At 69.8% G+C, this 24,644-nt stretch carries 19 protein-coding genes and 1 pseudogene; 3 read left to right on the top strand and 17 right to left on the bottom strand.

The window, feature by feature from the left end:
- Positions 1-82: 82 nt before the first annotated feature.
- The 14 genes and pseudogenes from IPL40_02250 to IPL40_02185 form a co-directional block, all read right to left on the bottom strand.
- Positions 83-1,183: an NAD(P)H-dependent oxidoreductase gene (locus IPL40_02250; protein ID MBK8479985.1), complete on the bottom strand. Its 1,101-nt coding sequence runs from the start codon at positions 1,181-1,183 to the stop codon at positions 83-85.
- A 94-nt stretch (positions 1,184-1,277) separates the two neighbouring features.
- Entirely contained in the window at positions 1,278-2,351 is a 1,074-nt protein-coding gene (gene gspN, locus IPL40_02245; GenBank protein MBK8479984.1) for a type II secretion system protein GspN, read from the bottom strand.
- Positions 2,352-2,356: 5 nt separating this feature from the next.
- Complete coding sequence (locus IPL40_02240) at positions 2,357-2,965, bottom strand: hypothetical protein (protein ID MBK8479983.1); 609 nt, start codon at positions 2,963-2,965, stop codon at positions 2,357-2,359.
- A gap of 23 nt (positions 2,966-2,988) precedes the next feature.
- Positions 2,989-4,545: a pilus assembly protein PilM gene (pilM, locus tag IPL40_02235; GenBank protein MBK8479982.1), complete on the bottom strand. Its 1,557-nt coding sequence runs from the start codon at positions 4,543-4,545 to the stop codon at positions 2,989-2,991.
- Positions 4,546-4,549: 4 nt separating this feature from the next.
- Positions 4,550-5,803 carry a general secretion pathway protein GspK gene (locus IPL40_02230; protein ID MBK8479981.1) on the bottom strand — a complete coding sequence of 418 codons (1,254 nt, stop codon included), beginning with the start codon at positions 5,801-5,803 and terminating at the stop codon, positions 4,550-4,552.
- Positions 5,779-6,528 carry a prepilin-type N-terminal cleavage/methylation domain-containing protein gene (locus IPL40_02225; protein MBK8479980.1) on the bottom strand — a complete coding sequence of 250 codons (750 nt, stop codon included), beginning with the start codon at positions 6,526-6,528 and terminating at the stop codon, positions 5,779-5,781. Before IPL40_02225 ends, IPL40_02230 begins: the two co-directional genes overlap by 25 nt.
- Positions 6,525-7,181: a prepilin-type N-terminal cleavage/methylation domain-containing protein gene (locus IPL40_02220; protein ID MBK8479979.1), complete on the bottom strand. Its 657-nt coding sequence runs from the start codon at positions 7,179-7,181 to the stop codon at positions 6,525-6,527. The genes IPL40_02225 and IPL40_02220 overlap by 4 nt, the downstream gene beginning before the upstream one ends.
- 749 nt (positions 7,182-7,930) lie before the next feature.
- A pseudogene (locus tag IPL40_02215) lies at positions 7,931-8,137 on the bottom strand (prepilin-type N-terminal cleavage/methylation domain-containing protein).
- A 9-nt stretch (positions 8,138-8,146) separates the two neighbouring features.
- Positions 8,147-8,608 (bottom strand): type II secretion system protein GspG, encoded by a 462-nt coding sequence (locus tag IPL40_02210; protein ID MBK8479978.1) that lies wholly within the window; start codon positions 8,606-8,608, stop codon positions 8,147-8,149.
- Between the two features lie 26 nt (positions 8,609-8,634).
- The gene (gene gspF, locus IPL40_02205; protein MBK8479977.1) at positions 8,635-9,876 is read right to left on the bottom strand and encodes a type II secretion system inner membrane protein GspF; all 1,242 of its coding nucleotides are present in this window, start codon (positions 9,874-9,876) and stop codon (positions 8,635-8,637) included.
- A 4-nt stretch (positions 9,877-9,880) separates the two neighbouring features.
- Positions 9,881-11,620 carry a type II secretion system ATPase GspE gene (gene gspE, locus IPL40_02200; protein MBK8479976.1) on the bottom strand — a complete coding sequence of 580 codons (1,740 nt, stop codon included), beginning with the start codon at positions 11,618-11,620 and terminating at the stop codon, positions 9,881-9,883.
- Complete coding sequence (gene gspD, locus IPL40_02195; protein MBK8479975.1) at positions 11,617-14,274, bottom strand: type II secretion system secretin GspD; 2,658 nt, start codon at positions 14,272-14,274, stop codon at positions 11,617-11,619. Before gspD ends, gspE begins: the two co-directional genes overlap by 4 nt.
- A gap of 4 nt (positions 14,275-14,278) precedes the next feature.
- Entirely contained in the window at positions 14,279-15,229 is a 951-nt protein-coding gene (locus tag IPL40_02190; GenBank protein MBK8479974.1) for a hypothetical protein, read from the bottom strand.
- Between the two features lie 190 nt (positions 15,230-15,419).
- Positions 15,420-16,817 carry a sigma-54-dependent Fis family transcriptional regulator gene (locus IPL40_02185; protein MBK8479973.1) on the bottom strand — a complete coding sequence of 466 codons (1,398 nt, stop codon included), beginning with the start codon at positions 16,815-16,817 and terminating at the stop codon, positions 15,420-15,422.
- A gap of 171 nt (positions 16,818-16,988) precedes the next feature.
- Between IPL40_02185 and mgtE the strand changes: the two genes are divergently transcribed.
- Both mgtE and IPL40_02175 read left to right on the top strand, forming a co-directional pair.
- Positions 16,989-18,314: a magnesium transporter gene (mgtE, locus tag IPL40_02180; GenBank protein MBK8479972.1), complete on the top strand. Its 1,326-nt coding sequence runs from the start codon at positions 16,989-16,991 to the stop codon at positions 18,312-18,314.
- A gap of 2 nt (positions 18,315-18,316) precedes the next feature.
- Positions 18,317-19,498 (top strand): CpaF family protein, encoded by a 1,182-nt coding sequence (locus IPL40_02175; GenBank protein MBK8479971.1) that lies wholly within the window; start codon positions 18,317-18,319, stop codon positions 19,496-19,498.
- Here the strand turns inward: IPL40_02175 and IPL40_02170 are convergent.
- The 3 genes from IPL40_02170 to IPL40_02160 form a co-directional block, all read right to left on the bottom strand.
- The gene (locus IPL40_02170) at positions 19,483-19,797 is read right to left on the bottom strand and encodes a hypothetical protein (protein MBK8479970.1); all 315 of its coding nucleotides are present in this window, start codon (positions 19,795-19,797) and stop codon (positions 19,483-19,485) included. The two genes, IPL40_02175 and IPL40_02170, sit on opposite strands and share 16 nt — an antisense overlap.
- A 79-nt stretch (positions 19,798-19,876) precedes the next feature.
- A complete protein-coding gene (gene prmC, locus IPL40_02165) occupies positions 19,877-20,782 on the bottom strand; it encodes a peptide chain release factor N(5)-glutamine methyltransferase (protein MBK8479969.1) in 906 nt (301 codons plus the stop codon).
- 5 nt (positions 20,783-20,787) lie between these two features.
- Positions 20,788-23,508, bottom strand: a complete 2,721-nt coding sequence (locus tag IPL40_02160; protein ID MBK8479968.1) for a protein kinase — start codon at positions 23,506-23,508, stop codon at positions 20,788-20,790.
- Between the two features lie 160 nt (positions 23,509-23,668).
- Between IPL40_02160 and IPL40_02155 the strand changes: the two genes are divergently transcribed.
- The gene (locus IPL40_02155) at positions 23,669-24,637 is read left to right on the top strand and encodes a prepilin peptidase (protein ID MBK8479967.1); all 969 of its coding nucleotides are present in this window, start codon (positions 23,669-23,671) and stop codon (positions 24,635-24,637) included.
- The last annotated feature ends 7 nt before the right edge of the window (positions 24,638-24,644 follow it).

Raw genomic sequence — 24,644 nt, 5'->3', positions numbered from 1 at the left:
CGCGCCAATGCTGGCGAGGCTGCGCCACGCCGCTTGGCCAGGACCCGCGGCAGCGAGCCTACAGGCTTCCCTCCCTCGCCCCTCAGTCGATCGGGATGGCGCAGCCCTTGCGACCGGCGCCAGCCGCGACGCGGCGCGGGGCGGTCATCAGCAGCCGCCCTGCGAGCTCGATCCCGCGGTCGACGAGCTCGCAGGCCGCCGCCTTGAGCTGGGCGCTCCCCTGGACGGCCGCGACGTTGCGCTCCATGTCCTCGGCGGTCCAGCCGCGCGAATGGGCGATGTAGGGGAACTGAGGGAACTGGCAGCCGAGCTCGGCGAAGAAGCCAAGCATCTGACCGGCGACGGCTTGCACGTTATCCTGGCCGCCCGTGATGATCGCGGCGACGACCTTGTTCTGCAGCAGCACCTTGCGCGCGATCGTGACCTGATTCTGGATGCAGTTCATGCGCTCTACCATCTTGAAGTAGAGGCTGCTCGGCGCGCCCCAGCGGATCGGCGTGGCGACGAGGAAGACATCGCCCCAGTGGACCAGCGCCTCGTAGACCTGATCGAGCTGATCCGCCGGATCCATCTGCGTGATCGAGCACGGCCAGGTGCAGGCGCGCGCCGCCTTGGAGTAGAAGCCCTCGCAGCTGCGAAAGCTCAGTTGCCTCAGGCGGACGAGGCGCGTCGGATGGCCCTGGCCGGCCGCATGCGCCAGCGCCGTCTCGAGCAAGGCCTCGGAGGTCGAATAGCGCGGGTAGTCCGGCTGCATCACCGTGGTCGAGATCCCGACGACGCGCGGCTTGCCCGGCTCGCGCCGCACGGGCCGCGCGAGCGGATGTGGCGCGTGGGGCTTCTTGGCGCGCTTGGTATGCGGCGCGCGGCTGACCTCGACGCGCCCGTCCCGCACGCGCGTGCGATAGGCCGGCACGGCGTCCTCCTCGAAGCCGGGCTCGCCGTGACCCTCGATCCGATGGAAGCGCCATTGATGCCAGGGGCAAACGACGAACTCCCCCTCGAGCGTGCCGTTGCCGAGCGGGCCGCCCGCATGGTTGCAGCTCCCCTGGATGGCCCCAAAGACCCCGTCCCTGTGGGTCAGGGCGAGGCGCACGTGGCCGACGCTGACCTGCTGAACGGCCGCCTGCGCGAGCACCTCGACGGCTCCCACATCCTCCCAGCCGATCTCGTGCTCGCCTGCCATCAGTGGCCCCCTTCCGTCCTTCCCGGCGGCTTCGCCGCCAGCGCGCGCTCACCGAGGCCATCGCCTCGCGCCGCCCGCCGCGGCTGATCGCCCCTCAGGCGCCGCGGGCGGGCTGCTGGCTCGGAATCACGAGCGGCGCGCGCAGCGCCCCAGAGATCCGCAGGCCGAAGAAGCCGTCGGGCCGCCGCGCCGCGCCCAGCGCCAGGTCGAGCGGGGCAAAGAGCGTGGACTCGCGGCGCATCAGATCCGCGCCGATGCGAAACTGCGCAAAGGCCTCGACGACCGAGAAGAGCAGCGGATCGCGCAGCTGAATCGTGCCATCGACCCGCAGCTCGAGGTCCGGGCTGCGCAGTGAGAGCGAACCGAGCTGCACCAGCCCCTTCTCGACGCGCACGCGCCCGCTGAGCCGACCCAGCCGCAGGCGCGGGAAGGTCAGACCGAGCGCCAAGAGCGGATTGCTCGGGACGATGAGCTTCGCCTTGCCGTCGCCCATCGCCAGGCCGTTGCACTGCAGGTCAATCGATCCGGCGGCCTCCGCCCAGCGCCCGCCGGGCGCGCGGAGGTCGATCGCCGCGCCCAGCCGTCCGCTGACGGGCGGACCGAGCGACTGGAGCTGAGGCACCTGGCTCGCGTCGATCCCCTCGGCCTCGAGCCGCAGGCGCGCGCCCTCCCGCGGCGTCGCGCGGTAGCTCAGCTCGGCGCTGCCTCCGAGCCCGCGCAGCGTCACGTCGACGTCGGCCTGGGCCAGGAGCCCCGCCACCGTGCTCCGCTGCAGCACGGCACGCACCGTCGACAAGCCGAGCGCGACCCCCAGCTCGTCGATCACCACGAGCTGCGTCCGCGGCCCGGCAGCGGCCGTTGGCGCCGCCGGTGCGAGCAAGGCGTTGGTGGCACCGCCGTAGCCCGCGCGCCGCGCGCGGCCTGGGAGCTGGTGCACCCGCAGCTTCAGCCCCTCGACCCGCAACGCGAAGGGCGGCCGAGCGCTCATGCCGCCGATCGCGGCCACCTCGACGCTCCACTCGCCGAGCACGAAGGTCTGACCCTCGACCAACGCCTGCACGCGGTGCAGCGGCAGGGTCTGGTAGAGGAAGAGGACGAAGAGCAAGAGCGCCCAGCTGACGTAGCCGGTCAGTTTGAGCGCCCTATGCGTCCGCTGGCCGAGTCGCATCCGCTCTACCCTCCCTCGCGTGGTTCACGGCCGGCAGCCTTCAGCGGCTGCCGACTGTAGGTGGCGATGACCAGCTCGACATCGAGCTCGTCAGGCCGACCCCAGCGCGTGCTGACGCTCAGCTCCCGCACCTGGACCAGATGCTGCGTCGTCGCGGCGATGCGCCCCAGGAGCTTGCCGAGCTCCCCGACCTTCACCTTCCGCACCTTGACCTCGAGCCCGCTGCGCAGGTAGGGCCCGACAGCGGCCGAGGCGGTCTCGTTCGACTCGTCGATCTTCACGCCCGCGGCCGAAGCGGCGCCCTCGAGGAACTCGTTGAGCTCGAGCGCCACGGGTGGCACGCGCTGGGCGAGCGCGAGCTGCTGCTGCTGCGCCTGCCGATAGGGCTCACGATAGTGCTCGAGCTCGATCAGCGCCTTTCGCATCGCGCGACTCTCCTCGCCGAGCTCGGAGATCTCCGCGAAGAGCAGGTAGGCGCCGCCGCCGACCACGAGCAGACAGAAGGTCGCGGCCAGCGCCAACACGAGCAGCCGATCGCGCGCCGCGAGCCGCTGAAAGGCCCCGCGTGCATCGTCGAAGAGCGCCTCGACCCAACCCATTCCCCGCATGGCCATGATCCTCTCCTGCGCCCGCCGCGTCAGAAGCAGCTCGTCGTCAAGGTCAACGCAAACTGCTTCTTGCCTTCCGCCACCTCTGAGATTCGCCCCGAACTGACCTCGGCGAAGCACGGCTCCTGCTGCAACGCCTCGACCACCTCGCCGACTGCCTTGCGCGTCTCGGCCGTGCCCCGCAGGACTGTCTTCCCTGGTTTGATCTCGAGCCGCGTGACATCGAGCTGCACCTGACCACGCGCGGGTAGACGGTCGGCGATCAGCCCGTAGACCTCGGCTGCAGTGGTCATGCGGATCGCCTGCTTGTTCGGGCGCGCGCCCACGCGCACCCGGCGCGTCGCCAGCTCCGGATCCCGGACTGCCTCGCCCAAGACCCGACGCGTGCTCCGCTGCAGCTCGGCGCTCAGCGCCGCGTGTTCGGTGCGCACGGCGTTGAGCGAGGCACCCACGCTCAGCGCCGCGAGCAATAGCACCACCCCCAGCCCGATGCCGAGTGGCAGCGCCTTCTCACGGGCGAGCGAGCGACTGGTCTGAAAGGCCAGCTCGTCGCGGCGCAGATCGAGCGCCTGCCGGCGCCCGTGCTCGAGCGCCAACGCCAGCGGAAGCGCCCCGACGAGCTGCGCCTCCGGCGTCAGGTCGGCGCGACCCAGGTCCGGGTCGGCGGCCAGGCTCAGCAGCTCCACCGGGCGCTCGAGCTCGATCGCCAGGTACCGGCTCAAGCCCTGGAGCTGCGCCGTACCCCCGCAGAGCAGCACGCGATCGGGCTGCAGCCCGAGTCGACTCGCCGCCAGCTCGAGCGTCCGGCGCACCTCGCCCACCACGGGGGCGATGGCCTGCGCCGTCATCTGCGCCACCCGCCGCTCACTGGCGCCGAGCGGTTGGGGATCATCGACCACGCGCGCATGCGCATGCTTGAACTGCTCGGCCTCGTGGTAGTCGAGCTGGAAGGTGCTGCGCAGCGCCTCCGTGATCTGGTGGCCACCGCGCGAGATCGAGCGAGCGAGCATCGTCTGGCCGGCGACGAGCAAGGCGAGGTTGGTGTGGAGATGCCCGAGGTCGACGATCAGCACGGTTTGATCTTCGCCGAGGCGGCGCAAGAGGCTGCCGTAGCTCGACGCCGCAACGATCAGGCCCTGCGGCGCGAGGCCGGCTTGAGCGAGCTGAGCCACCAACTCGCTCAGCTCATCTCGTCGCGCCGCGCCGACGAGCGCCTGCCCGGCCAGGCCCTTGCCGCCCGCTCGCACGACACGCTGGTCGAAGACCAGCTCGTCCAGCTCCCAGGGCAGATCGTCCGCCAGCTCGCTGCCCACCAACGCATGCACCCGGCGCGCATCGGTGAAGGGCACATCGAGCAGGCGCATCAGCACACGATCCCCCGGCAGGCCCACGCTCAGCAGGTCGCCGGGACCGACGCTGACCGCGTCCCCAAGCACCTGCAGCCCGCGCGTCAGCGCGCTGCCTGCGCCGGGAGGCAGCTCCAGCGTCTGCAAGCGCGCCAGGTGCACCGTGCGAAAGCCCACCTCCAGCTCCGCAACCTTGACGCTGTGTGCACCGAGATCGATGCCGAACACGCGCTGACTCATCGCCCTAATCCTCTCGCCAATAGACGAACCCGCCCGGTCCGCTGTTGGCCCGGCTCGCCTGCATCGAAATCAGGCCCTGATCCCAGACCGCCGTCAGCCGCTTCTGCACGCGGCCAACGGTGGACTCCGCCACCATACGCCAGACTCGGCGCGGCTGGCCGGCCACCACAGCTTCCTCGACCTTCGGTGAGAGCTTGACGCCAGTCACGGGCGGCAGTCCCTCCGGCGGCTCCGACTTCCCCTGCCCGAGCAGGCCGGCTATCGCGCTGCCCAGACTGAGCTGCCCCATCGGATCCTCGACCGCATCGATCAGGTCTTTGACCTTGCTGAAGCCGCGGAGCTGACCGATCTCGTAGACGTAGCGCGCGAGCAAGGCCAGGTTGCGGTACTCGAGCCCGGGATCGGTCGGAACAGCCGCGAACTGCGTGATCAGCGCCATGATCGTCGGCATGCCCATCAGCGCGATATTGGGCCGGCACCCACCATATACGGTCAGCTGATCGGCGAACGCCGCCATGAAATCCTCGTCGACGCCCCGGACCAGCCGCAGCTCCTCGAGGGTGTCGAAGTACTGGTTCTTCGTCCGATAGCCGTCCTTGCCCTCCTCATAGCGGTAGTCCTCGGCCGCGCTGCTACCGAAGAGCTGCTGATCCTGGTCGGCCCAATCGATGATCGCGCGCAGCACGGTCAAGCGGTCGTTGTACTGGCCGCGATCGTCCATGCGCTCGAAGAGGCGATCGTAACGCCGCGGGGCCAAGAGCGCGGCCACGCCCGCCGCCAGGCGCAGGACCGCAGGCGCACCCGGATTCGGCCCCCCCGCGCAGTTGAGGTTGAGGCGGCCATCGAGGCTCTGCATCTGCAAATCGAAGCTCCCGGCGCCAAGCCCGAGGCCGCGGATGTCCCCCGGCGCGACCCCGAAGAGCCCCCCGAGCAGCTCAGCGCCCTCGCGCCCCTGAAAGGCCGCCAGCAGCGTCGACGCGTAGTCGGGGAGCTGCAGGTCGAAGCCACCGAGCAATTGTCGATTGGGCTCGATCATCTGCGTCTGGACCCGCAAGAGCAGCCGCCCCAGGTTGATCGCCGATCGGTTGAGATAATGGGCGCGCAGCTCGTCACGGGCGTTCGCCGCCGCCGCGTAATCGACGCGCACGCCGAAGGCGAAGTCGGCGCTCAGCGCGCCGATCACGGCGACCATCACGACCACCGCCACCAGCGCGACGCCCTGATCGTGCTTGCTCAATCGACGGCGGATGATACCCACAGCGGATCCCTCAAGAACGTTCGTGCTGCGGTGCGAAAGGTCCGCTCGCGTTCGCGCTCATCGACCACGGTGAGCACGACGCGGACGATCTCGGGCAGCCGGTCGGGCTGACCGTCGGCCGCCATGGTGCTCCACTCCTCGCGCCACTCCTTGGCCTGCGCATCGTAGTACTCGAAGCGCAGCGTGCGGACGTCCTCGAGCACGACATAGGCCGCGCCATCCTCCTCGGGCTCGCGTTCGCTGCCCAGCCGCGGGCTCTCCCGCCGCAACAAGCGCTGGCGACCCGCGCGCCCCGCGGGGCCCGGCGCCACCGTGTAACGGATCACGCTCTGGTCGCATTCGCGCGCGTTCTCACGCAGTCGCACGTGCGCCAGCGTCGAGAAGGTCAGCTCGTCGACCTTGCTGCCGCGCTTGCCAACGAAGCGGGTCCGCGGGTGCAGCGCTCCACTCTGGTCATTCTTCGAGAGATAGGCCATCGCCAGCTCGCGCGCGATCCGGTTGAGCGCCGTGCGCACCTGCTGATAGCGCCCGATCGAGCGCTCAGCCAGCGTCTTGCTGCGCGCCGTCGCCGAGAACGATCCCCAGGCCAGCGCCGCCATCATCGCCATGATCGCCATGCTCAGCAGCACCTCGATCAGCGTGAAGCCCTCCGCGGACCTCGTCCGCGCCGCGGCCGTGCCCGCGAGGCGTCTCGGGCGCCGCTGCTGCGCATCGCCCAGCTTCATCGCGCTACCCCAGGCCCACGCGCCGCGCTGTCCGCAGGCGCCGCGAGGCCCCCCATCGCGCCTCCGCCGACGAGCGACGGATCTGTGAAGTAGGCGTCGACCTGCACCTGCTGCTCACTGCGCCCCTCGCGCCACAGCACCTGCAGGGAGACGCGCCGGATCGACTGCTCCAGCACCGTACGGAAGAGCTCGAGCTGGCCTCCGAGAAGCTGGCCTCCGATCGCCGTCGCCCCGCCAGCGCCGCCGGCCGAGCCCTCGCTGCCCTCCCTCCCGCCGAGGGCCCCCGCCAATGCCTGCGCATCGAGGCCGCTCGGCAGCTCGACCTTGTCGATCGTGACGCGATAGCGAAAGCGCTCCAGTCCTTCGCCCTCGAAGTCACCCTCTTGCTCCTCTTCGAACTGGGAGAAGCCCTTCTCGTAGAGTCGCTCCTCGACGTCGATCATCTTCTCGCGCGCCAGCATCGTCGCGGTGGTGACGAATTGGGCGCGCAGCGTGCGCCGCATGCCCGCCTGCTGCGCCTCAGCGACTACCGTCAGCGCGAGCGCCAGGATCGCCAGCGCGACCATCACCTCGACCAAGGTGAAGCCCGAGCTTTCGGCCGACGTGGCCCGCGCTCCGCGCGATCGGCGCGACTGCCGCTCGGGACGTGACATCAACTCCCCTCACAGGGCTGCTGTCCGTCGAGCAGCGCAGCAGCTTCCTCATCCCCAAAATCGTGGGGCAGCGGCACGCGGCAGGCATGGACCCGAGCACGACCGCTGAGCGGGTGAAGCGTCACCGAATAGAAGCTGTCCTCGCCGCTGCGCAGCACGATCACCGCTGGCTCCGCCAGCCCCTGAGCGAAGCAATGGATGTACGCGATCCCCTTGGTCTGCGGCTCCACCATGCGGGGGGTCAGCACGGCCTCGATCCGCACACCGCGGCCGAGCGGTTGCCGAGCACCAGCGGCACCCTTGACCGCGCGAAACCGGGGCTTCGGCCGCCGCAGGGGCTCGAGGTCGCGCTCATGGGCCGCCAACAGCGCTGCGGGGTCGATCCCAGCCGGGGCCTCGTCCTCTGCTGCCCCGCCGAGCCCGAGGGGCAGCTTTGCGGCACCGGCGCTCGCCCCGCCTTCCGCCTGCTCCTGCTCAGCGTCGGCTTCCGCCTCCGCCTCCGCCTCCGCCTCCGCCTCCGCCTCCGCTGGGTCCGTGGAGGCTTCCGCGGACGCCTCACGCCCGCCGGCAGCGCCCGGCGACGCCCCGAGAGCCACCCCGCGGCCGGCCGTCTCCAGCCATAGCCTCCCCTGGTCCAGATCGATCGCCACGCGCACCGTCCGTCCACTCATCGCCGCGCGGTCGAAGGCCGCCGCCAGCGCGCCGGCCGTCCGCGCGGCCGCGCTGCGCAGCTCGCTCTGCAGCACCGAGCGCAACGACACGGTCGCCGCCCCCGTCACCAACGCCACGACCGCGAGCACGACCATCAGCTCGATCAGCGTGAACCCAGCGGCCGCGACGGGTCGCCGCGCCGGCGCAAGGTCTGCGCGCGCAGAGCCTTGGGCGGCCGCGCCAGGCGCGCCCGGCGACGCGACCCCGCGCGCGCCGGGCACCGGCGATCTCCGCTGGGCAGACATGCGCTGCGCCTACTCTTCCCAGTTCTTCAGGTCGTCCTCCGTCCCCTCCTTCTTGTCGGGCCCCTTCGAGAAGACGTCGGCGCCATCGCTGTTCTTCTCGCCTGGACAACGAAAGATGATCACTTCATTCCACGGATCCTTGGGCTCTTTGCTGAGGATGCGCTGCGACCGGAGCTCCCCGACGTTCTTCGGGCACTCGCCGTTGTGGTCCATCATGTACATCTCGATCGCGCCCTCGACGGTCTTGACGATCGCCTGGGCGCTCTTGATCTGGGCGGTCTTGAAGCGGTTGAAGGCGACGAAACCGACTGAACCGACGATCAATCCGATGATCATCACCACCACCATGATCTCGATCAGGGTGAACCCCTCGCTGGCGGCGCCCCGCACGCGCTGCGCCCGTGCCGCGCGCCAAAGCTGCGCCCGGCGCCACCCACCACCGATCCCCAACACGTGCAGTGTCCGTTCCATGAGCTCCTCCACGGCGCGCCTGACGCCTACTCCCCGCCAATCAGGTCATTCATCTGGAAGATCGGCATGAAGATCGCGAAAACGATGAAGCCGATCACTGCGCCCATCACCACGATCATCAGCGGTCCAAGGACCGTGGTCAGGCGGCCAAGCTTGAGGTCGATCTCGGTCTCATAGGCATCGGCGACGGTTGCGAGCATGCTCTCGAGCTGTCCGGATCGCTCGCCGACCGCGATCATCCGCGTCACCACCGGTGGGAACTCTCGACTGCGGGCCAGCGGCTCGGCGATGCTCTCGCCCTCGCGAATCGCCTCCCGCGCCTGGTCCACGACGTCCATCAACACGCGATTGCCGAGGATCGCCTTGACGATCTCCAGGGATTGCAGCAAGGGCACGCCCGCGCCGAGCATCGTGCCGAGCGTGCGCGAGAAGCGGCTGATCGCCACCATCCGCGCCAAGGGCCCGACCAGCCAGAAGCCGAGCACCCAGCGGTCCCAGCGCGCGCGACCCTTGGGCGTACGGCGCCAGCGCGCAAAGAGCCGCCAGGCGACCACCCCGAGCGCCGCGAGCAACCACCAGTAGCCGCTGATCAGGTTGCTGCTCGCCACCAGCAAGCGCGTGTACCAAGGGAGCGCCTGCCCGACATCGGCGAAGATCGCCGTCACCTTCGGAACCACGACCTTCATCAGCATGAAGATCGCCATCGACGCGACGCCCAGCAGCACCGCGGGGTAGGTCAGGGCGCCGGCGACCTTGCCGCGCAGGCGCACCTGCGCGTCCATGAAATCAGCCAGGCGCAGCAGCACCTGCTCGAGATTCCCCGCGGCCTCGCCCGCCCGCACCATGCTGACGTAGAGTTCGGGGAAGACCTCGCCGTGCACCGAGAGCGCCTCCGCCAGCGACGTGCCCTCGTTGACGCGCGTCCGCACGACGGCCAGCACGCGTCCCAACAAGGCCGAGGTGTTCTGCTCGAGCAGCGCCTGTAGCGCCTCCGCCAGCGGTATGCCCGCACGTAGCAGCGTCGCCAGCTGGCGCGTCAGCACCGCCACGTCGCGCGGCTGCACGCGATCGAAGAAGCGCTTCCAGTCCACCTCGCGCTTGAGCGCGCTGCCGCTCGCCACCGGCTCGAGATGTGTCTCGTGTAGCTCGGTGACGAAGATGCTCTCCTTGCGCAGCAGCGCGCGCAGCCCGCGCGGGCTCTCCGCGTCGCGCGTGCCGCTGCAGCTCCTCCCGCGCGCATCGAGCGCCTTGTAGGCATAGGCCGGCATCGCGTCAGACCGAGTCTTCCTGCGTGACCCGCATCACCTCTTCGATCGTCGTCAGCCCGCAGATCACCTTGCGCGCCCCGTCCATCCGCAAGGTCCGCATGCCCTGACCGACCGCCACCCGCTTGATCGCGTTGGCGTCGGCCTGCTTCAAGACCAGCGCGCGCACCTCCTCGCCGAGGAGCATCAACTCGTAGATGCCGACGCGACCCGCGTAGCCGGTGTCGAGGCAGGCCGGGCAGCCGACCGCCTGATAGACCATCCCCGCTGGCGGCGCCGGGCGCTTCGCGTCCTTGAACGCGTGATCGGCCACGGCCTCGGCATGGAACTGGTCGGCGCTCAATCCAAGCCCCGCGATCTCGTCGGCCGTCGCGGCGCGCAAGCGCTTGCACTCCGGGCAGACCTTGCGCACCAGGCGCTGGGCGACCAGCCCGATCACCGACGAAGCGACGAGGAAGGGCTCGACGTCCATGTCGACCAGGCGCGTGATCGCGCTCGGCGCGTCATTGGTGTGCAGCGTCGAGAAGACGAGGTGACCGGTCAGCGAGGCCTGGATCGCGATCTCGGCGGTGGCGAGATCACGGATCTCACCGACCATGATCACGTCGGGGTCGTGCCGCAAGAACGAGCGCAGGCCGTTGGCGAAGGTCAGGTCGATCTTCGGGTTGACCTGCGTCTGGCTGATGCCCTCGAGCTGGTACTCGACGGGATCCTCGATCGTCAGGATGTTCTTGTCCGGGGTATTGATCGCCGAGAGCGCGGCGTAGAGCGTCGTCGTCTTGCCGCTACCGGTCGGGCCGGTCACCAACAAGATGCCGTTGGGGCGCCGAATCAACTCGCCGAGCTGCGCCAGATGCGCCGGGTCGAGTCCGATCTCCGCCAGATTCAAGACGACGGTCGACTTGTCGAGCAGACGGATCGTGACCCGTTCGCCGCGCGCCGTTGGCGCCGTCGCCACGCGCATGTCGATGTCCTTGCCGGCGATGCGTCGTCGGATGCGACCGTCCTGCGGCAGGCGCTTCTCGGCGATATTCAGCCCTGCCATGATCTTCACCCGCGCGACGATGCTCGGCAGGTAGTTGCGGTTGGCGCGCCGCACCTCGTAGAGCACGCCATCGATGCGGTAGCGCACCACCACCTCACGCTCACCCGGCTCGATATGGATGTCCGAGGCTCGCTCCTTGATGGCCTGGAAGATCAGCGAATTGACCCAACGGATGATCGGCGCCTCATCCGTGACGTCGATGATGTCGACCAGCTCCTCGGCGTTGCCTTGGAACTCCTCGCTCTGCTCGAGCTCGACCGTGCCCGTGCGCTTGGCGTAGACGCGGTTGATCAGGTCGAGCACGCGCTCGCTGGTCGCCAGCACCGGAACGATCTCGGCGCCGAGCAGCGTGCGCAGGTCGTCCCCGGCGAAGACCGCATGTGGGTTGGCGAGCGCGACGCGAACGCGACCATCCTCCCGATGCAGGGGCAGCACCAAGTGCGTCTTGGCGAAGTTGATCGGCAGGTCGACGAGCAACCCGGCGTCGACCACCTCGGGGTCGAGCTGGCTGGTGAACTCGAGCGCCAGGTGCTGCGCCAGCGCCCGCAGCACCTGTTCCTCCGGCAAGATGCGCAGTCGCAGCAAGGTCTCGGCGAGCGTCCCACCCTCCAGCCGCTGGGCCTCCATCGCCTGCTCGAGCTGCTCGCGCGTCAGCGGGCTGTCGCGCAGCAGGATCGCGGCAAAGGCCTGCTCCTGCGTCATGGGCCAGGCACCGGTGGCGGCGGCAGACCATCGGGGCTGGGCCCATCAGGGGGAGGGGGTGCCCGGAAGCGCGGATCCTCGGGCGGTGCCGGCGCCTCGCCCGCCTGAGCAGCCGGCTCTGAGCTGGTCGCGCCCTCCGCATCGCTCTCCGCCGAACTCACGCCAGCGGGCAGGTCCACCGGCTCCACCTGCTGATCGGTGGCCTTCCGTGCCTGTTCGAGCAAGGCCGCGTCCTCCTCGGCCTGCAGCCCGACGCGATGCATCTCCGCCAGCAGCCCGTGCTTATGACGGTAGTCGACGGCATGCGTGACCTCCGGCGCGCTGAAGCTGGTGAAGCGCTCGATGAACTCGCGCCGTTCCTCCATCTTCTGGGTGAAGATCCGTCGCAGGTCGTTCTGGTCGCGAATCACGTAAGGCGTTAGCACGATGATCAGGTTGGTCTTCTGCACTGAGCGCTGGGTCTGACGAAAGAGCGCGCCGATGACCGGAATGTCACCCAGGATCGGCACCTTGCTCTCGGTCTCGCGCACTGTATCCGCCATCAATCCGCCGATTACGACCGTCTGCTGATCACGCACCACGACCGTCGTCTTGACCTCGCGCTTCGAGGTCGCGGGGCCGAGCTGGTTGTAGTTTGCGCTGATGACGTCCGAGACCTCCTGTTCGATCTCCATCCGCACGACGTCGCTCTCGTTGACGTGCGGCGTGAGCCGGAGCTTGAGCGCGACGTCCTGCCGCTGCACCGAAATCGACGGAAGCAGTGAGCTGGCCAAGCCGGCGGCGCCCGCGGCCTGTCCGGCGAGCTGACCCAAGCCCCCGAGCACCCCGCCGGGGAAGGGAAGGTTCTGGCCGACGACGATCTCGGCCTGCTGGTTGTCAGTGGTCAGCAGGTGTGGCGAGGAAAGCACATTGACGTTGCCGTTGGTCTGCAGCGCCTGGAGCACCAGCCCGAAGGCGGGGATATTCGCCGATAGCCCCAGCAGCTTGCTGGAGCCCTCGATCTCCGGGCCGCGCGCCCCGGCCGCGAGGCCGCTGAGGGCAGCGGGGCTGAGCAGGACCGAATTGAGCTCTTGGGTCAGCAGGCCGCCAAAGAGCAGGGTCTTGTCGGTCGAGCCAATCAGCTTGCCGCCATGGAACCCAAGACCGAGCTTGCGATCCTTATTCAGCGAGACCTCCATGATCACCGCCTCGACGAAGACCTGGCGGCGCGGCACGTCGAGCTGCTGAATCACGCGTCGCGTGCTGAGGTAATCCTTGGTCGAGGCGACGATGACCAGCGAATTGGTCGCTTTGTCGGCGGTGACCTTGACCTCTCCCTCGAAGAGGGTGGCCGCACCAGCCTTCGCGCCGCTCGGCCGCGCGGCGCCACCCGCCGTCAGGCTCGAGAGCGTCGTCGCGACCTCCTCGGCCGCGGCGTTCTCCAGGTAGTAGACGTGGATGCGTTGATTGACGCCTTCGCTCTCCACGTCGAGCCGCTTGATCAGCGCGGCGATCTGCAGATAGGAGCCCGGCGCGGCGACGATGATCAGCGAGTTCGTCAACGGGTCCGCGACCATCTTCGAGACACTGACCGCGCTCAGCTCGTCGACCTCGGCACCTTCGACGGGCGAGGGCCGCGGCTGCTGCTCGCGCGGACGCTTGACCCGCATGGCGGGCGGCGGCGCCTGGCCCCCCCCGCCGGTGAAGACCTGCTGCAGGATCTTGAGCACCTCGCTCGCGTCGGCGGTGCGCATCGGCACGACCCAGATCTTTTCGCCGCCGACCTCGACATCGAGCTCCTTCAGCACCTTCAGCATCCGCAGGATGTTGTTGCCGCTGTCGGTGATGATCAGCGAGTTGGTCGCCTTGTAGGCCGTCACATCGCCGTTGCGCGACTTCAGCTTGCTCAGCACCACGAGCAGCTCGTTGACGTCGACGTGTTGCGCTCGCACGATCTGGGTCACGATCTCGTCGCTGTTGGGCGGCCGCCGAGTGTCGCCGTCGGTGTAGGTGGCGATCGGCGACTGCAGCGCCCAATTGCTCTGCACGACCTTGAGATAGCGCCCAGACGGCACCACCGTCAGACCCATCACCTCCAGCGCGCTGATGAACGCATGATAGGCGGTGCCGGCGGTGACTGGCAGGGGTGAGACCAGCGTCACCTTCTGGCCACGAAGTGCCGCGGCGACGATGAACTGCTTGCAGGTCATCGCGCTGATCCAGCCGACCAGGTCAGCCAGATCAGACTCCGGCTTGAGCGTGACCTTGATCCGACGCCCCGCCGGTACACGCAAACACTCGTTGAACTCGCGCTCGCCCGGCGCGGTGGCAGCGTCGTTCGCGGCCGCGGGCGGCAGCGCGCTGGCGGCAGGCGCAGTGCTGGCCGGGGGCTGCGGGGGCGCGGCGGCGCGGTCCTGCGCGCCTCCGGCGGTGGTGAGCCCACGCTCGGCGCGGCGCAGGGCGCGCGCCTGGCGCCGCCGCGCCTGGTCAGCGTCGGCCGCCAAGCGCCGCTCGCGGCGTGCGACGCGGTCGAGCACCTTGGGTGCCGCATTATCCGGGCCCGGCGGCGGGACGGGCTGCGCCAAGCTGCGCGGCCCGAGCGCCAGCACGACGAGCAGCGCGGAGAGGGTTAGCCCCCCGAGGCGCGAGGGAGGGAAGGTCGTCCGAATCGTCATGGAATCACCGAATCACGTAGTCATGGGTCAGTGGCTTGCCCAGGCGGTTGAAGCTGATCGAAAGGTGCGAGGCGCTGCGCACCTTGGTGTAGACCTCGAGCGCGGCCTCGGGGGTCGTCATCGGCAGGCCGTTGATCGCCTGGATCAGGTCGCCGTTCTGAATCCCGATCAGGGCATAGAGGCTGCCCGGGCGAATACCGACGATGCGGAAGCCATCGGGCTTTCCATTGCGAATGCTCGGGATGATGCGGGCTGAGCGGGCCAGCAAGGTCGTGTTGGTCAGCACGCGGTTGAGCGCGCTGCGCTGGATCTCCCAGCTCGTGCCCCCCGTCGCCCGCACGCCCGAAGCGATCTGCGAGCCGAGCTCATCCGTCCCGCCCCCCGCCATCGCCGGGGGAGGCATCGACGACGCGACCGGCGTCGGGCCCCCCGAGCCGCCAGTCTGCTCGAGCTCGATGTACTCGTGCCGACTTCCCTCTAACAGGACGATTCGCCGCGTGCGAATCTCGGTGACGGTCAGGCCCTCGAGCGCAGAGCCGACGCCAGCAACGCGGGTGCGCCCCGCCGTTGGATCGTAGAGCGCGGCCAGCGACCAGGCCGGATCGCGGTTGCTGACGAGCGTCGCCAGGAGCTGGAGGTTGAGCGCGCTCTTGGTGGGCTCGCTTGGCGCCACCCCTCCGCCCGCGCCATCGCCGGCCTCATGGCCCGTCGACGCCTCGATGACCGGCGGCGCACAGGCCGAGCAGAAGACATTGCGCGCCGCGACGGCGTCCCAGTCGACGGCGCGCGGGAGCTGGGGTGCGGCGGCCTGACCCACGAGCTGGGTGGGGCGCGACCGAGGCACGGCAATCTGCGCCGCGATCACCTGGGAGAGCGTGCGAGCGGCGAAATAGGCGCCCAGCGCGATCAGCGCCAGGTAGACGACCCAGAAGTGCTTGCGCAGAATAGCTTCCATCGGCCCCGCCCGGATTGAGCCTCCGGCGCGCTGCCGGCATCATCCACCCACGCTCCGCAGTAGCAAGCGGAGTGCCACGGCCTCTCCGATTCAAGCGATGATAACCAGGATGGTTTTTTCCGGCAGGCGAGGCGCCCCGCCGGAGGCTCCGCCAATTTGGCACAGCCCCGGAGCGCAGCCCGCCAGGTTGTCACGCCTCCGAGGGGTCGGGTGGCTCCGCGTCAGCGCCCTCGGGGCTCGGCGTCCGCGCGCTTTCGAGACGCCGGTAGATTGTGCGGGTCGCGATGCCGAGCAGCTGGGCGGCCAGCCGCTTGTCCCCCTTGGTGTGGCCGAGGGTCTCGATGATCAGGCGACGCTCGACCTCATCGATCGGGGTCCCGATCGGAATCGTGATGCAGCCGGCCGCACCCCCGCCGAGCCCCCCGCGGACATCGGCGGGAAGATCCTCCGGCCCGATCACGTCGCCCTTGCAGAGCACCACGGCGCGCTCGATCGCGTTCTCCAGCTCGCGCACGTTGCCGGGCCAGTCGTGCCCCGCCAGGCGCTCGCTGGCGGCGCTGGCGATGCCATGGAGCTGCTTACCGTTCTTATCCGCGTAGCGGCGCAGGAAGAAATCGGCGAGCAGCGCGATGTCCTCGCGCCGCTCGCGCAGCGGTGGCAGGTGCACGGCGATGACGTTGAGCCGGTAGAAGAGGTCCTCGCGGAAGCGCCCGACCCGCACCTCCGCCGCTAGATCGCGGTTCGTCGCCACGACGAGGCGGATGTCGACCTTCTCCGTCCGCCCACCGAGGCGGTCGATCTCGCCCTCTTGCAGCACCCGCAGCAGCTTGACCTGCACCTGCGGGCTGACCTCGCAGATCTCGTCCAAGAAGAGCGTGCCGCCATGGGCCAGGCTGAAGCGCCCGTCCTTGCGCGCCACGGCGCCGGTAAACGCGCCCCGCTCGTAGCCGAAGAGCTCGGCCTCGAGGATCGAATCGGGCAAGGCCGCGCAATTGACCGCGATAAAGGGGCTGCCTCGCCGCGGGCTGCCGTCGTGGATCGCTCTTGCCAAGAGCTCCTTGCCGGTACCGCTCTCGCCCAAGAGCAGCACGGTCGCCGAGCTCGGGGCGGCCTGGGCCACGAGCTCCATCGTGCGGCGCCAGATTAAGCCATGGCCGACGATCGCCCGCCGCTGGGTCGCCTCGAGCTGAGCACGCAGCGTCCGGTTCTCGGCGACCAGGGACTGCTTCTCCAGCGCGCGTCGCACGACCGCGACGATCTGCGCCCGCTTCAGCGGTTTGGTCACGAAGTCGTAGGCACCCTGCTTCATCGCCTCGACGGCGTTCTCGACCGTGCCGTAGGCGGTCATCAGCACCACCTCGGTCTCGGAGGCGAGCGCTCGCACCGCCTTGAGCAGATCGACGCCGCTCAGCTGCGGCATCACGAGGTCGGTGAGAATCACGTTGATCGGTCGCTGTCGCAGCAGCTCGAGCGCAGCGCCTGCATCGGCCGCGGTCTCGACGGCGAGTCCCTCGCGCCGGAAGATGCGCTCGAGCGACTCACGATTGCTCGGCTCATCGTCGACGACAAGGATAGTCGGTGGTGTCATGGTCGCGCGCGGGCATCATGACACGCCCCAATTCGCCCTGACAAACTGACACGCCCCGCCCGCTCCCGGGTCCAGTCGCCGCGCCGCGCCCGGCCGCGGCGTCACCGCCTGCAGGACAAACGTGACCGCGCGATCGCGAAGGGATATACCGAACGCTGCCGAGGTGGACCGATGGTTTCTCCTCCCTTGAATGAGCGCCTGGCGCTGGACGATCTACGCGAGATCTGGCCGATCCTCGCCCCGACGGATCGCGTGCTCGGCTTTCGCATGCTCGACTCGGAAGGCGCGGACGACTTCTTCCTGGCGCTCGCGCCGCTCGATCAGGCGGCCATCCTGATGGGGCTCCCTCCTGGCGAGCGCCGGCTCTGGATGCGTATGCTCGCCCCCGACGACAGCGCCGACGTGCTGCAGGAGGTTCCGCCGGAGGATCGCCACACGCTGATGGAGCTGCTCGACGATCCGACGCGGCGCGAGGTCACGGCCCTGCTGGCCTACGCCGAGGACGCGGCGGGCGGCCTGATGAGTCCGCGCTTTGCCCGGATGCGGCCCGAAATGACGGCCGACGAGGCGATCAGCTACCTGCGGCGACAGGCGCGGACGCGGCTCGAGACGCTCTACTACGCCTATGTCCTCGACTCGGAGCAACACCTGCTCGGCGTCGTGTCGTTTCGCGATCTCTTCACCGCCGCCCCGTCAGCGCTGGTGCGCGACGTGATGGAGACGGCGGTCGTCACCGTCCCGGAGGATATGGACCAGGAGCAGGTCGCCCGCATCATCGCGCAGCAGGACCTGGTGGCCGTCCCGGTCCTCGACGGCGAGCGGCGGATGCGCGGCATCGTGACCATCGACGACATCGTCGACGTCGTCCAGGAGGAGGCCACCGAGGACGTCCACAAGTTCGGCGGCCTCGCCGCGCTCGATCAGCCCTACATGCAAACCAGCCTTTGGACGATGATTCGCGCGCGGGCGGTCTGGCTCAGCGTGCTCTTCGTCGGCGAGATGCTGACCGCCAGCGCGATGGCGCACTTCGAGCAGGCGGTCGCGCGCGCGGTGGTGCTCGCGCTCTTCGTGCCGCTGATCATCTCGAGCGGAGGCAACTCCGGTTCGCAGGCAGCGACGCTGGTCATTCGAGCGATGGCCCTCGGCGAGGTCAAGCTGCGTGACTGGTGGCGGATCATGCGCCGCGAGTTGACGGCGGGCTTCACGCTCGGCAGCGTGCTCGCGCTCTTCGGCCTGCTGCGCATCATCCTTTGGCAGCTCCTCTTCCAGAGCTACGGAAGGCACTACCTGCTGCTGGCGGCCACCGTGAGCGGCAGTTTGATCGGCATCGTCACCTTTGGCACGCTCTCCGGCTCGATGCTGCCCTTCCTGCTGCGCCGCCTCGGCTTCGATCCCGCGAGCGCCTCCGCCCCTCTCGTCGCCACGCTCGTCGACGTCACCGGACTGGTGCTCTATTTCTCGCTGGCCAACGTCCTCCTCCGCGGCACGCTGCTCTGACCATGACCTCCCCGCCGACGAGACCGACGCTCGGGTCGCTCTTCTCGACCTCCCTCCGCGCCTTCCTCGCGCCGATCGCCGACTTCATCGACGACCCGCAGGTCACGGAGATCTTGATCAACGGCCCCGACGCGATCTGGGTCGAGCGCGCCGGTAGGCTCGAGCCTACCGGCCGTCGCTTCACGGCCGATGGCCTCCTCGCCGCCGCACGCAACATGGCGCAGTTCGTCGGCCGAACCCTCAACGAGCAGCAGCCGCGGCTCGACGCGCGCCTCCCCGACGGCTCGCGCATTCACGTCGTGCTGCCACCCTTAGCCCGCGGCGGTCCGGTGGTCGCCATCCGCAAGTTTCACCCTGGCGGGCTGCGAATCGAGGACCTCGTCCGCCTCGACGCCTTATCCGGCGAGGCCGCGCGCTGGCTCGAGGTCTGCATCCTCGCGCAGAAGAACCTGCTGCTGGCCGGTGGCACCGGCAGCGGGAAGACGACCTTGCTCAACGCGCTGGCGGCCTTCATTCCAGCCCACGAGCGTGTGGTCACGATCGAGGACTCCGCCGAGCTCCAGCTCGGCTCGCGCCACCTCGTCTCGCTCGAGAGTCGCCCCCCCGACGCTCAGGGGCGCGGGGCGATTTCGCTCCGCGACCTGCTGAACTCGGCGTTGCGGCTGCGCCCAGACCGCATCGTCATCGGCGAGGTCCGCGGCGGCGAATGCTTCGATCTGCTGCAGGCGATGAACACCGGCCACGGCGGAACGATCAGCACCTGCCACGCGAACAGCTCGCTGGAGACGCTGACCCGCCTCGAAAGCCTGGCGCTGCTGGCGGAGGTCGGACTGCCGCTGCGCGCCCTCCGCGCCCAGGTCGCGTCGGCGGTCGATCTGGTGGTCTGCGTGGCGCGACTGCGCGACGGCTCGCGGCGCGTTACCGCGATCAGTGAGGTGCTGCCGCTCGACGACCGCGGTGATTACCGCGTTCAGGACCTCTTCGCGTTCCAGCAGCGGCGCGGGGCTCGCAGCGACCGTGTGGTTGGGCAACTGACGCCGACCGGCGTGCTGCCGACCTTCCGCGAGCGGCTGGTCCTCGACGGCTTTGAAGACCTCGTGCCGGCCTTCTTCGATCCCACGACCTATGGCTATCCGGCGCTCGATCGCCCTGCGCGGCGCGCGACGAATCAGTCCTCGCCGTAGTCGGATTCGTCCTCAGCGTCGGGCTCGGCGTAGTAGTGCCAGCTGCGGCGGCGCGGCTCATAGTACTCCCAATGGCCATCGTAGTAGTAGACCCAATGCCCGCGGTGCCAGCGCCGGTGGTGGCCGCAGTCGTGGAAGTGCATGTGCGCGTCGTGGTGGGCCATCACATGGGCCGTACCGACGATCACTGCGGTAAGCACCGCAGCATTGGCGAGGCTGCGCACCAGGTAAGGCGAGCAGCCATTTCCCGCCGCCAGCGCGCCAACCAGCAGCCCGATCGAAACCCGCCGTCCAACCATCACTGCACCCCCGCGCTCGCGTGCCCCAGATGGGCGCCTGAAACCCCGACCAGCTTAGAGCAGCCCGGCCCCGGAAGCCTCAGCGGCCGCTCCACGACCCACCGACGATCCGATCGATTCCGCCCAGGTCGCGCCGGACGGACACCTGCTCGCAGCCCGAGGCCTCCAGGAGCCCCGCGACCTCCCGCGCCTGGCCAGCACCGACCTCGAGGAGCACCTGCCCGCCCGCCCGCAGGCGTGATCCGAGCTGGCAGACGAGCGCGCGGATCGCGTCGAGGCCGTCGCCACCACCGTCCAGCGCGGATCGCGGCTCCCAGTCCCGAACCTCGGGGGCCAAGCGCGCCAGTTCATCGCTTGGGATATAGGGCAAATTCGCCAGGACGAGATCGAAGGTCGGTCGCGGCGCAAACACGCTCAGGAGATCAGCGCAACACCAGCGCACGGGCGCGCCATGCGCCAGCGCGTTGCCCCGCGCCACGGTCACTGCAGCACGCGCTCGATCGACCGCCCAAACGCGCGCCGCGGGAAGCTCGAGCGCGACGGCCACGGCGATCGCGCCGGAACCCGTGCCGACGTCGATCACGCAGGGCTGCGCTGTGGTGGCCAGCCGCGCGCGCAGCCAGTCGAGCGCCTCCTCGACCAGCAGCTCGGTCTCGGGCCGAGGGACGAGCACCGCGGGAGAGACCGCGAAGCGCCGGGACCAGAACTCGCGCGCGCCGAGGATATACGCCACCGGCTCGCGCGCCAGGCGGCGCCGAACCAGCTCGCGATAGATGCGCAGCTCCGCTGCCGTCAGTGGCTTGTCGAAATCGAGATAGAGCTGGAGTCGATCGACGCCGAGACCATGCGCCAACAACAGCTCCGCCTCGAGCCGAGCTGACGCGCTGAGCGCGGCGAAGCGCTCCGCCGTCCAGCTCAGCAGCTCGCGGACCGTCCAGCGGCCATTGACGCGCTCATGGCGCTGAGGAGACTCGCTCGCAGTCAAGCGGCTCAGGTCTCGCGGTCGCCGGTGACGGGATTCAATCGGCCCAACTGGGCAAAGTGATCTTGTGGGGCTGGCTCCCGGCGCGCGCGCGGCGGCCGGCGGGTCGCAGCCCGCGCACGCGCTGGAGGTTGGCTGCGCCGGCTCGGCTTGCGCACCACCGGCGTGGGGATCGGCGTGGGTGCCGCGGGCGGCGTCGCCGGCGCAACGGGGGCCTCAAGGCGCGCCAAGCTCACCGCCTCGCGCGCGACACCGCTGGTCTCGTCGAACTGCGCCTCGGAGAGGCTGACGAAAGCGACCTCATAGCCGCTGCGCATCACCTTGAAGTAGTAGCGCGCCACGGGCACGTCGGAGAGCTCAGCCCCTCCGCGACCCACGGCCAGCCAAACCGTCGCGCCGGGCGGATCCGAGCTCACCGTCACGGTGGCGCGACGACCCACGCTCGCGCCCTCGGGAAAGGCACCCACCGTCGTCGCCTGCTCCGCACCCGCGCCGGTCGGCTGCAACGCGACCTCGACGCGTTGCGCCGCGGCGAGCTCCGCCGGCGAGAGGGTGCGCTCGACGGCAGCATAACCCTCGCGCTCGAGGCGCAGCAGGTGCGGCCGACCCAGGTCGAGGTTTCCGACCGTCGCGGGCGTGTCGCCGACATGGAGCAACACCACGGCATCGGCCGGGTCGACGCTGACCGCGATCGTCCCGCGCCGCGGCGCCGTCGGGGCCGGCCGCCCCGCTGCCCCGCTGCCCCGTAGGTCGTCGGGCGAGAGCAAGGCGGTCCCGTCGTCCAGGTCGCTCTGAGTCAGGCGCGTCTTGCGATAGACGAGAAAGGACACCGCCGTCGCGACGATCAGGCCGATCAGGACCCAGCTCAGCAGCGTCAGCTTGACCACGTGCGAGGCGCGAGCCGCCTGCGCGCGCCCGACGGCGTCCGAGTCGATCTCGCCGAAGTCCCGCACGAAGAGCTGCATGGTCGCCGAAAGCAGATTGCGCCGAGCGAGCGGGCTCTCGCCCGCGTGGCCGCCTCCCCCCAACGGCGCGAAGGCGGCCGCCGGCTCCGCCGTGGCCTCTGGCGGGGGAAAGGGCAGCGAGTTCCAGGACGCTGAGGGCGAGTCCGCGCTGAACTCCGACGACGCGAAGGTCACGGAGGCCGGCGCCGCTACCGCGGGCTTCGAGGTGGCGACCGGCTGCATCAGCAGCGCCATCACGGAGGCGTCGCTGCGCGGCGGGCGCGGCCCCTCGCTGCGCGGCGCGGCGGTGGGCAGCGGATGGGCATCGGTGCCGGCTGGCGCGGCTCCCCCCTCGGGCCCGGCCCACTCGCCACGTCCCGGCGCGGCGCCGAGCCGACGGCCACCCTGTGCGGCAGGCAGCTCGGAGGGGGTGAATGACGCCGTCCGCCGCCGCCGAGACGCCTCGCCGCCCTCGGCAGGCTCGCGCTCTGGCCACGACGCGACGCCGCCCACCGCCGGCGCGATGCCGCCCACCGCGGGCGCGCCAGGGCCGCCGCCGGCAGCCTCGCGCTCGGCGCTGACCAGCGCCGCGGCGAAGGCCGCCGCTGGGGCGAGCTGCGCGGCCGTCGGCGCGACGCCGAGAGCCCCAACGCGGGCGTCGGCCAGCGAGGGAAGCGCCAGGGTCTCCTCCGCTCGAGCGCCCTTCACCGCCACCACCGCGCGCACCGTTCCATGCGCCCCGGGGCTCTCGCCCGCCGCCGCCGACGCCTGCACGAGCTCGGCGCGAAGCGCGTAGGACTGCGTGCCCGTCGGGCTCAGCCCGCGGCCGCCAGCGCGCCCGTCGGGCGGCGCAGCGGCCTGCGCCGGACTCCGTTCAGGAGCCTCCACTGAGGTCGCTGCCGCCCGCGTCTCATGCTCGTCCTCCGCGGGAAAGAGCTCCCGCATGTAGGCGCCGAGCGTCGTCGAGCTGGCACCGCGCCCGCTGGTGAAGAGGAAGCGCGAGAGCGCGAGCTGCATCGCGTTGGCGTCGGGATAACGATCGTCCATCTCGCGCTCGAGCGCGCGCAGCACGATCATGTCGAGCCCCGGCGGAACGCGATCGGAGACCAGCGAGGGCGGGGTGACCCGCGCCTGGCGCGCGCGCTCGACCGCCTCGAGGTCCGTACTTCCCGGAAAGAGCTGCTGCCCGGTCAGCAGCTCGAAGAGCAGGATGCCCGTGCTGAAGATGTCCGTGCGGTTGTCGACCGGGTAGCCCGCGAGCTGCTCGGGCGACATGTAGCCGTAGGTTCCCTTGACCGCGCCAACCGCTGTCTTGCCGAGCTTATGCCGCGCCTTGGCGATGCCGAAGTCTGTGATCTTGACGGCACCGTCGAAGGAGACCATCACGTTGCCGGGACTCAGGTCGCGGTGCACCACGCCGAGCGGGCGGCCCTGCTGATCGGAGCGGCGATGAGCGTAGTCGAGCCCTTTGCAGATCTCGATGCCGATCAGCACGGCGTGATCCACCGAGAGCGGCAGCGCCCGCCTGCTCGCGGCGCTGATGATCTCGGTCAGATTGTGGCCGTGCACGTACTCCATCGCGATGAAGTAGATCTCACCGATGCGCCCGAGCTCATGCACGCCGACGATGTTGCCGTGCTGCAGGTTGACCGCGATCTTCGCCTCATCGATGAACATCTCGATGAAGTCAGGGTCGGAGGCGTACTGCGGCAGGATTTGCTTGACGGCCATCGGCCGCTCGAAGCCGCCGAGGCCGAGCAGCTTGCCCTTGAAGATCTCAGCCATCCCGCCCACGCCAATGCGCTCACTAAGCAGGTATTGACCGAATTGCGTGGGATTGAACATCGCCCGTCAGCAGTCAGGCCGGCATGGGCCGTTGAGCAGGGAAGTTTGCCGTCTCGGCGCGAATTGTCAACAATCGACGCGACCCGCTGAAAGGCCGACGATGAACTCATATGCGCTTTGGGAGCAGGTCCTCGGCGGACCCTGGGGCACCGCCATCGCAGCCCTCTGGGGCGCGATCTGGGGCAGCTTCTGCAATGTCGTGGTGGTCCGCCTACCGCGGGGCGAATCTGTCGTCCGCCCACCCTCGCATTGTCGCAGCTGCCATCGCGCGGTGGCTTGGTACGACAACCTGCCGGTGCTGAGCTACCTCTTGCTGCGCGGGCGCTGCCGGCACTGCGACGCCGGCTTCTCGCCGCGCTATGCGCTCGTCGAGCTCGGCCTGGCGGGGCTGTCGATCGCGCTGCACCGCGTCTATTTCGTCGACGCGTCCGGGCCGCCGGGGCTGCGCACCGCGCAATTCGCCATCACCTCCTTGTTCGCCGTCGCGATGGTCGCCGTGGCGCTGATCGATCTGGCGACGATGCGCATCCCCAACGCGATCACCTACCCCGGCATCCCGCTCGCCGTGGCCCTGTCGCCCTGGATGTCCCTGCCGCACCTTTGGGACGGCGTGATCGGTGCGGCGGGAGGCTATCTGCTCGTGCGCCTGATCGCCGACGGCTGGGAGCTGCTGACCGGCCGGCAGGGCATGGGCTACGGTGATGGGAAGCAGCTCGCGATGATCGCGGGCCTGCTCGGCTGGCAGGCCCTGCTGCCCACGCTATTTCTCGCCTCGCTGCAGGGCACGCTGATCGGCGTGACCGCCCTGCTCTGGCTGCGCCGCAGCGCGCGCCGGCGCCGCGACCTCGCCGCTGCGAAGCCTCTCGCCACCGGCCCGCTGAGCGCGGCGACGGACGCGGTGCCGCCCGACCCCGACGCGGCGCCGACCTCGAGTCCCGGCGACGACGACGCAGCCGAAGAGACGCGGCTCGGCGCGGCTCGCTTGCCCTTTGGACCCTTCCTGAGCCTGGCCGCGCTCGAATTGCTCTTGCTGCACGACCTGCTGCCGCAGTTCTTCCCCGTCTTCTGAGGCGCTC

It is taken from the genome of Pseudomonadota bacterium (assembly GCA_016711215.1).
Classification (GTDB): domain Bacteria; phylum Myxococcota_A; class Polyangia.
The sequence above is the reverse complement of the archived record's forward strand: the minus strand, read 5'-3'. Positions and strand labels throughout refer to the sequence as shown.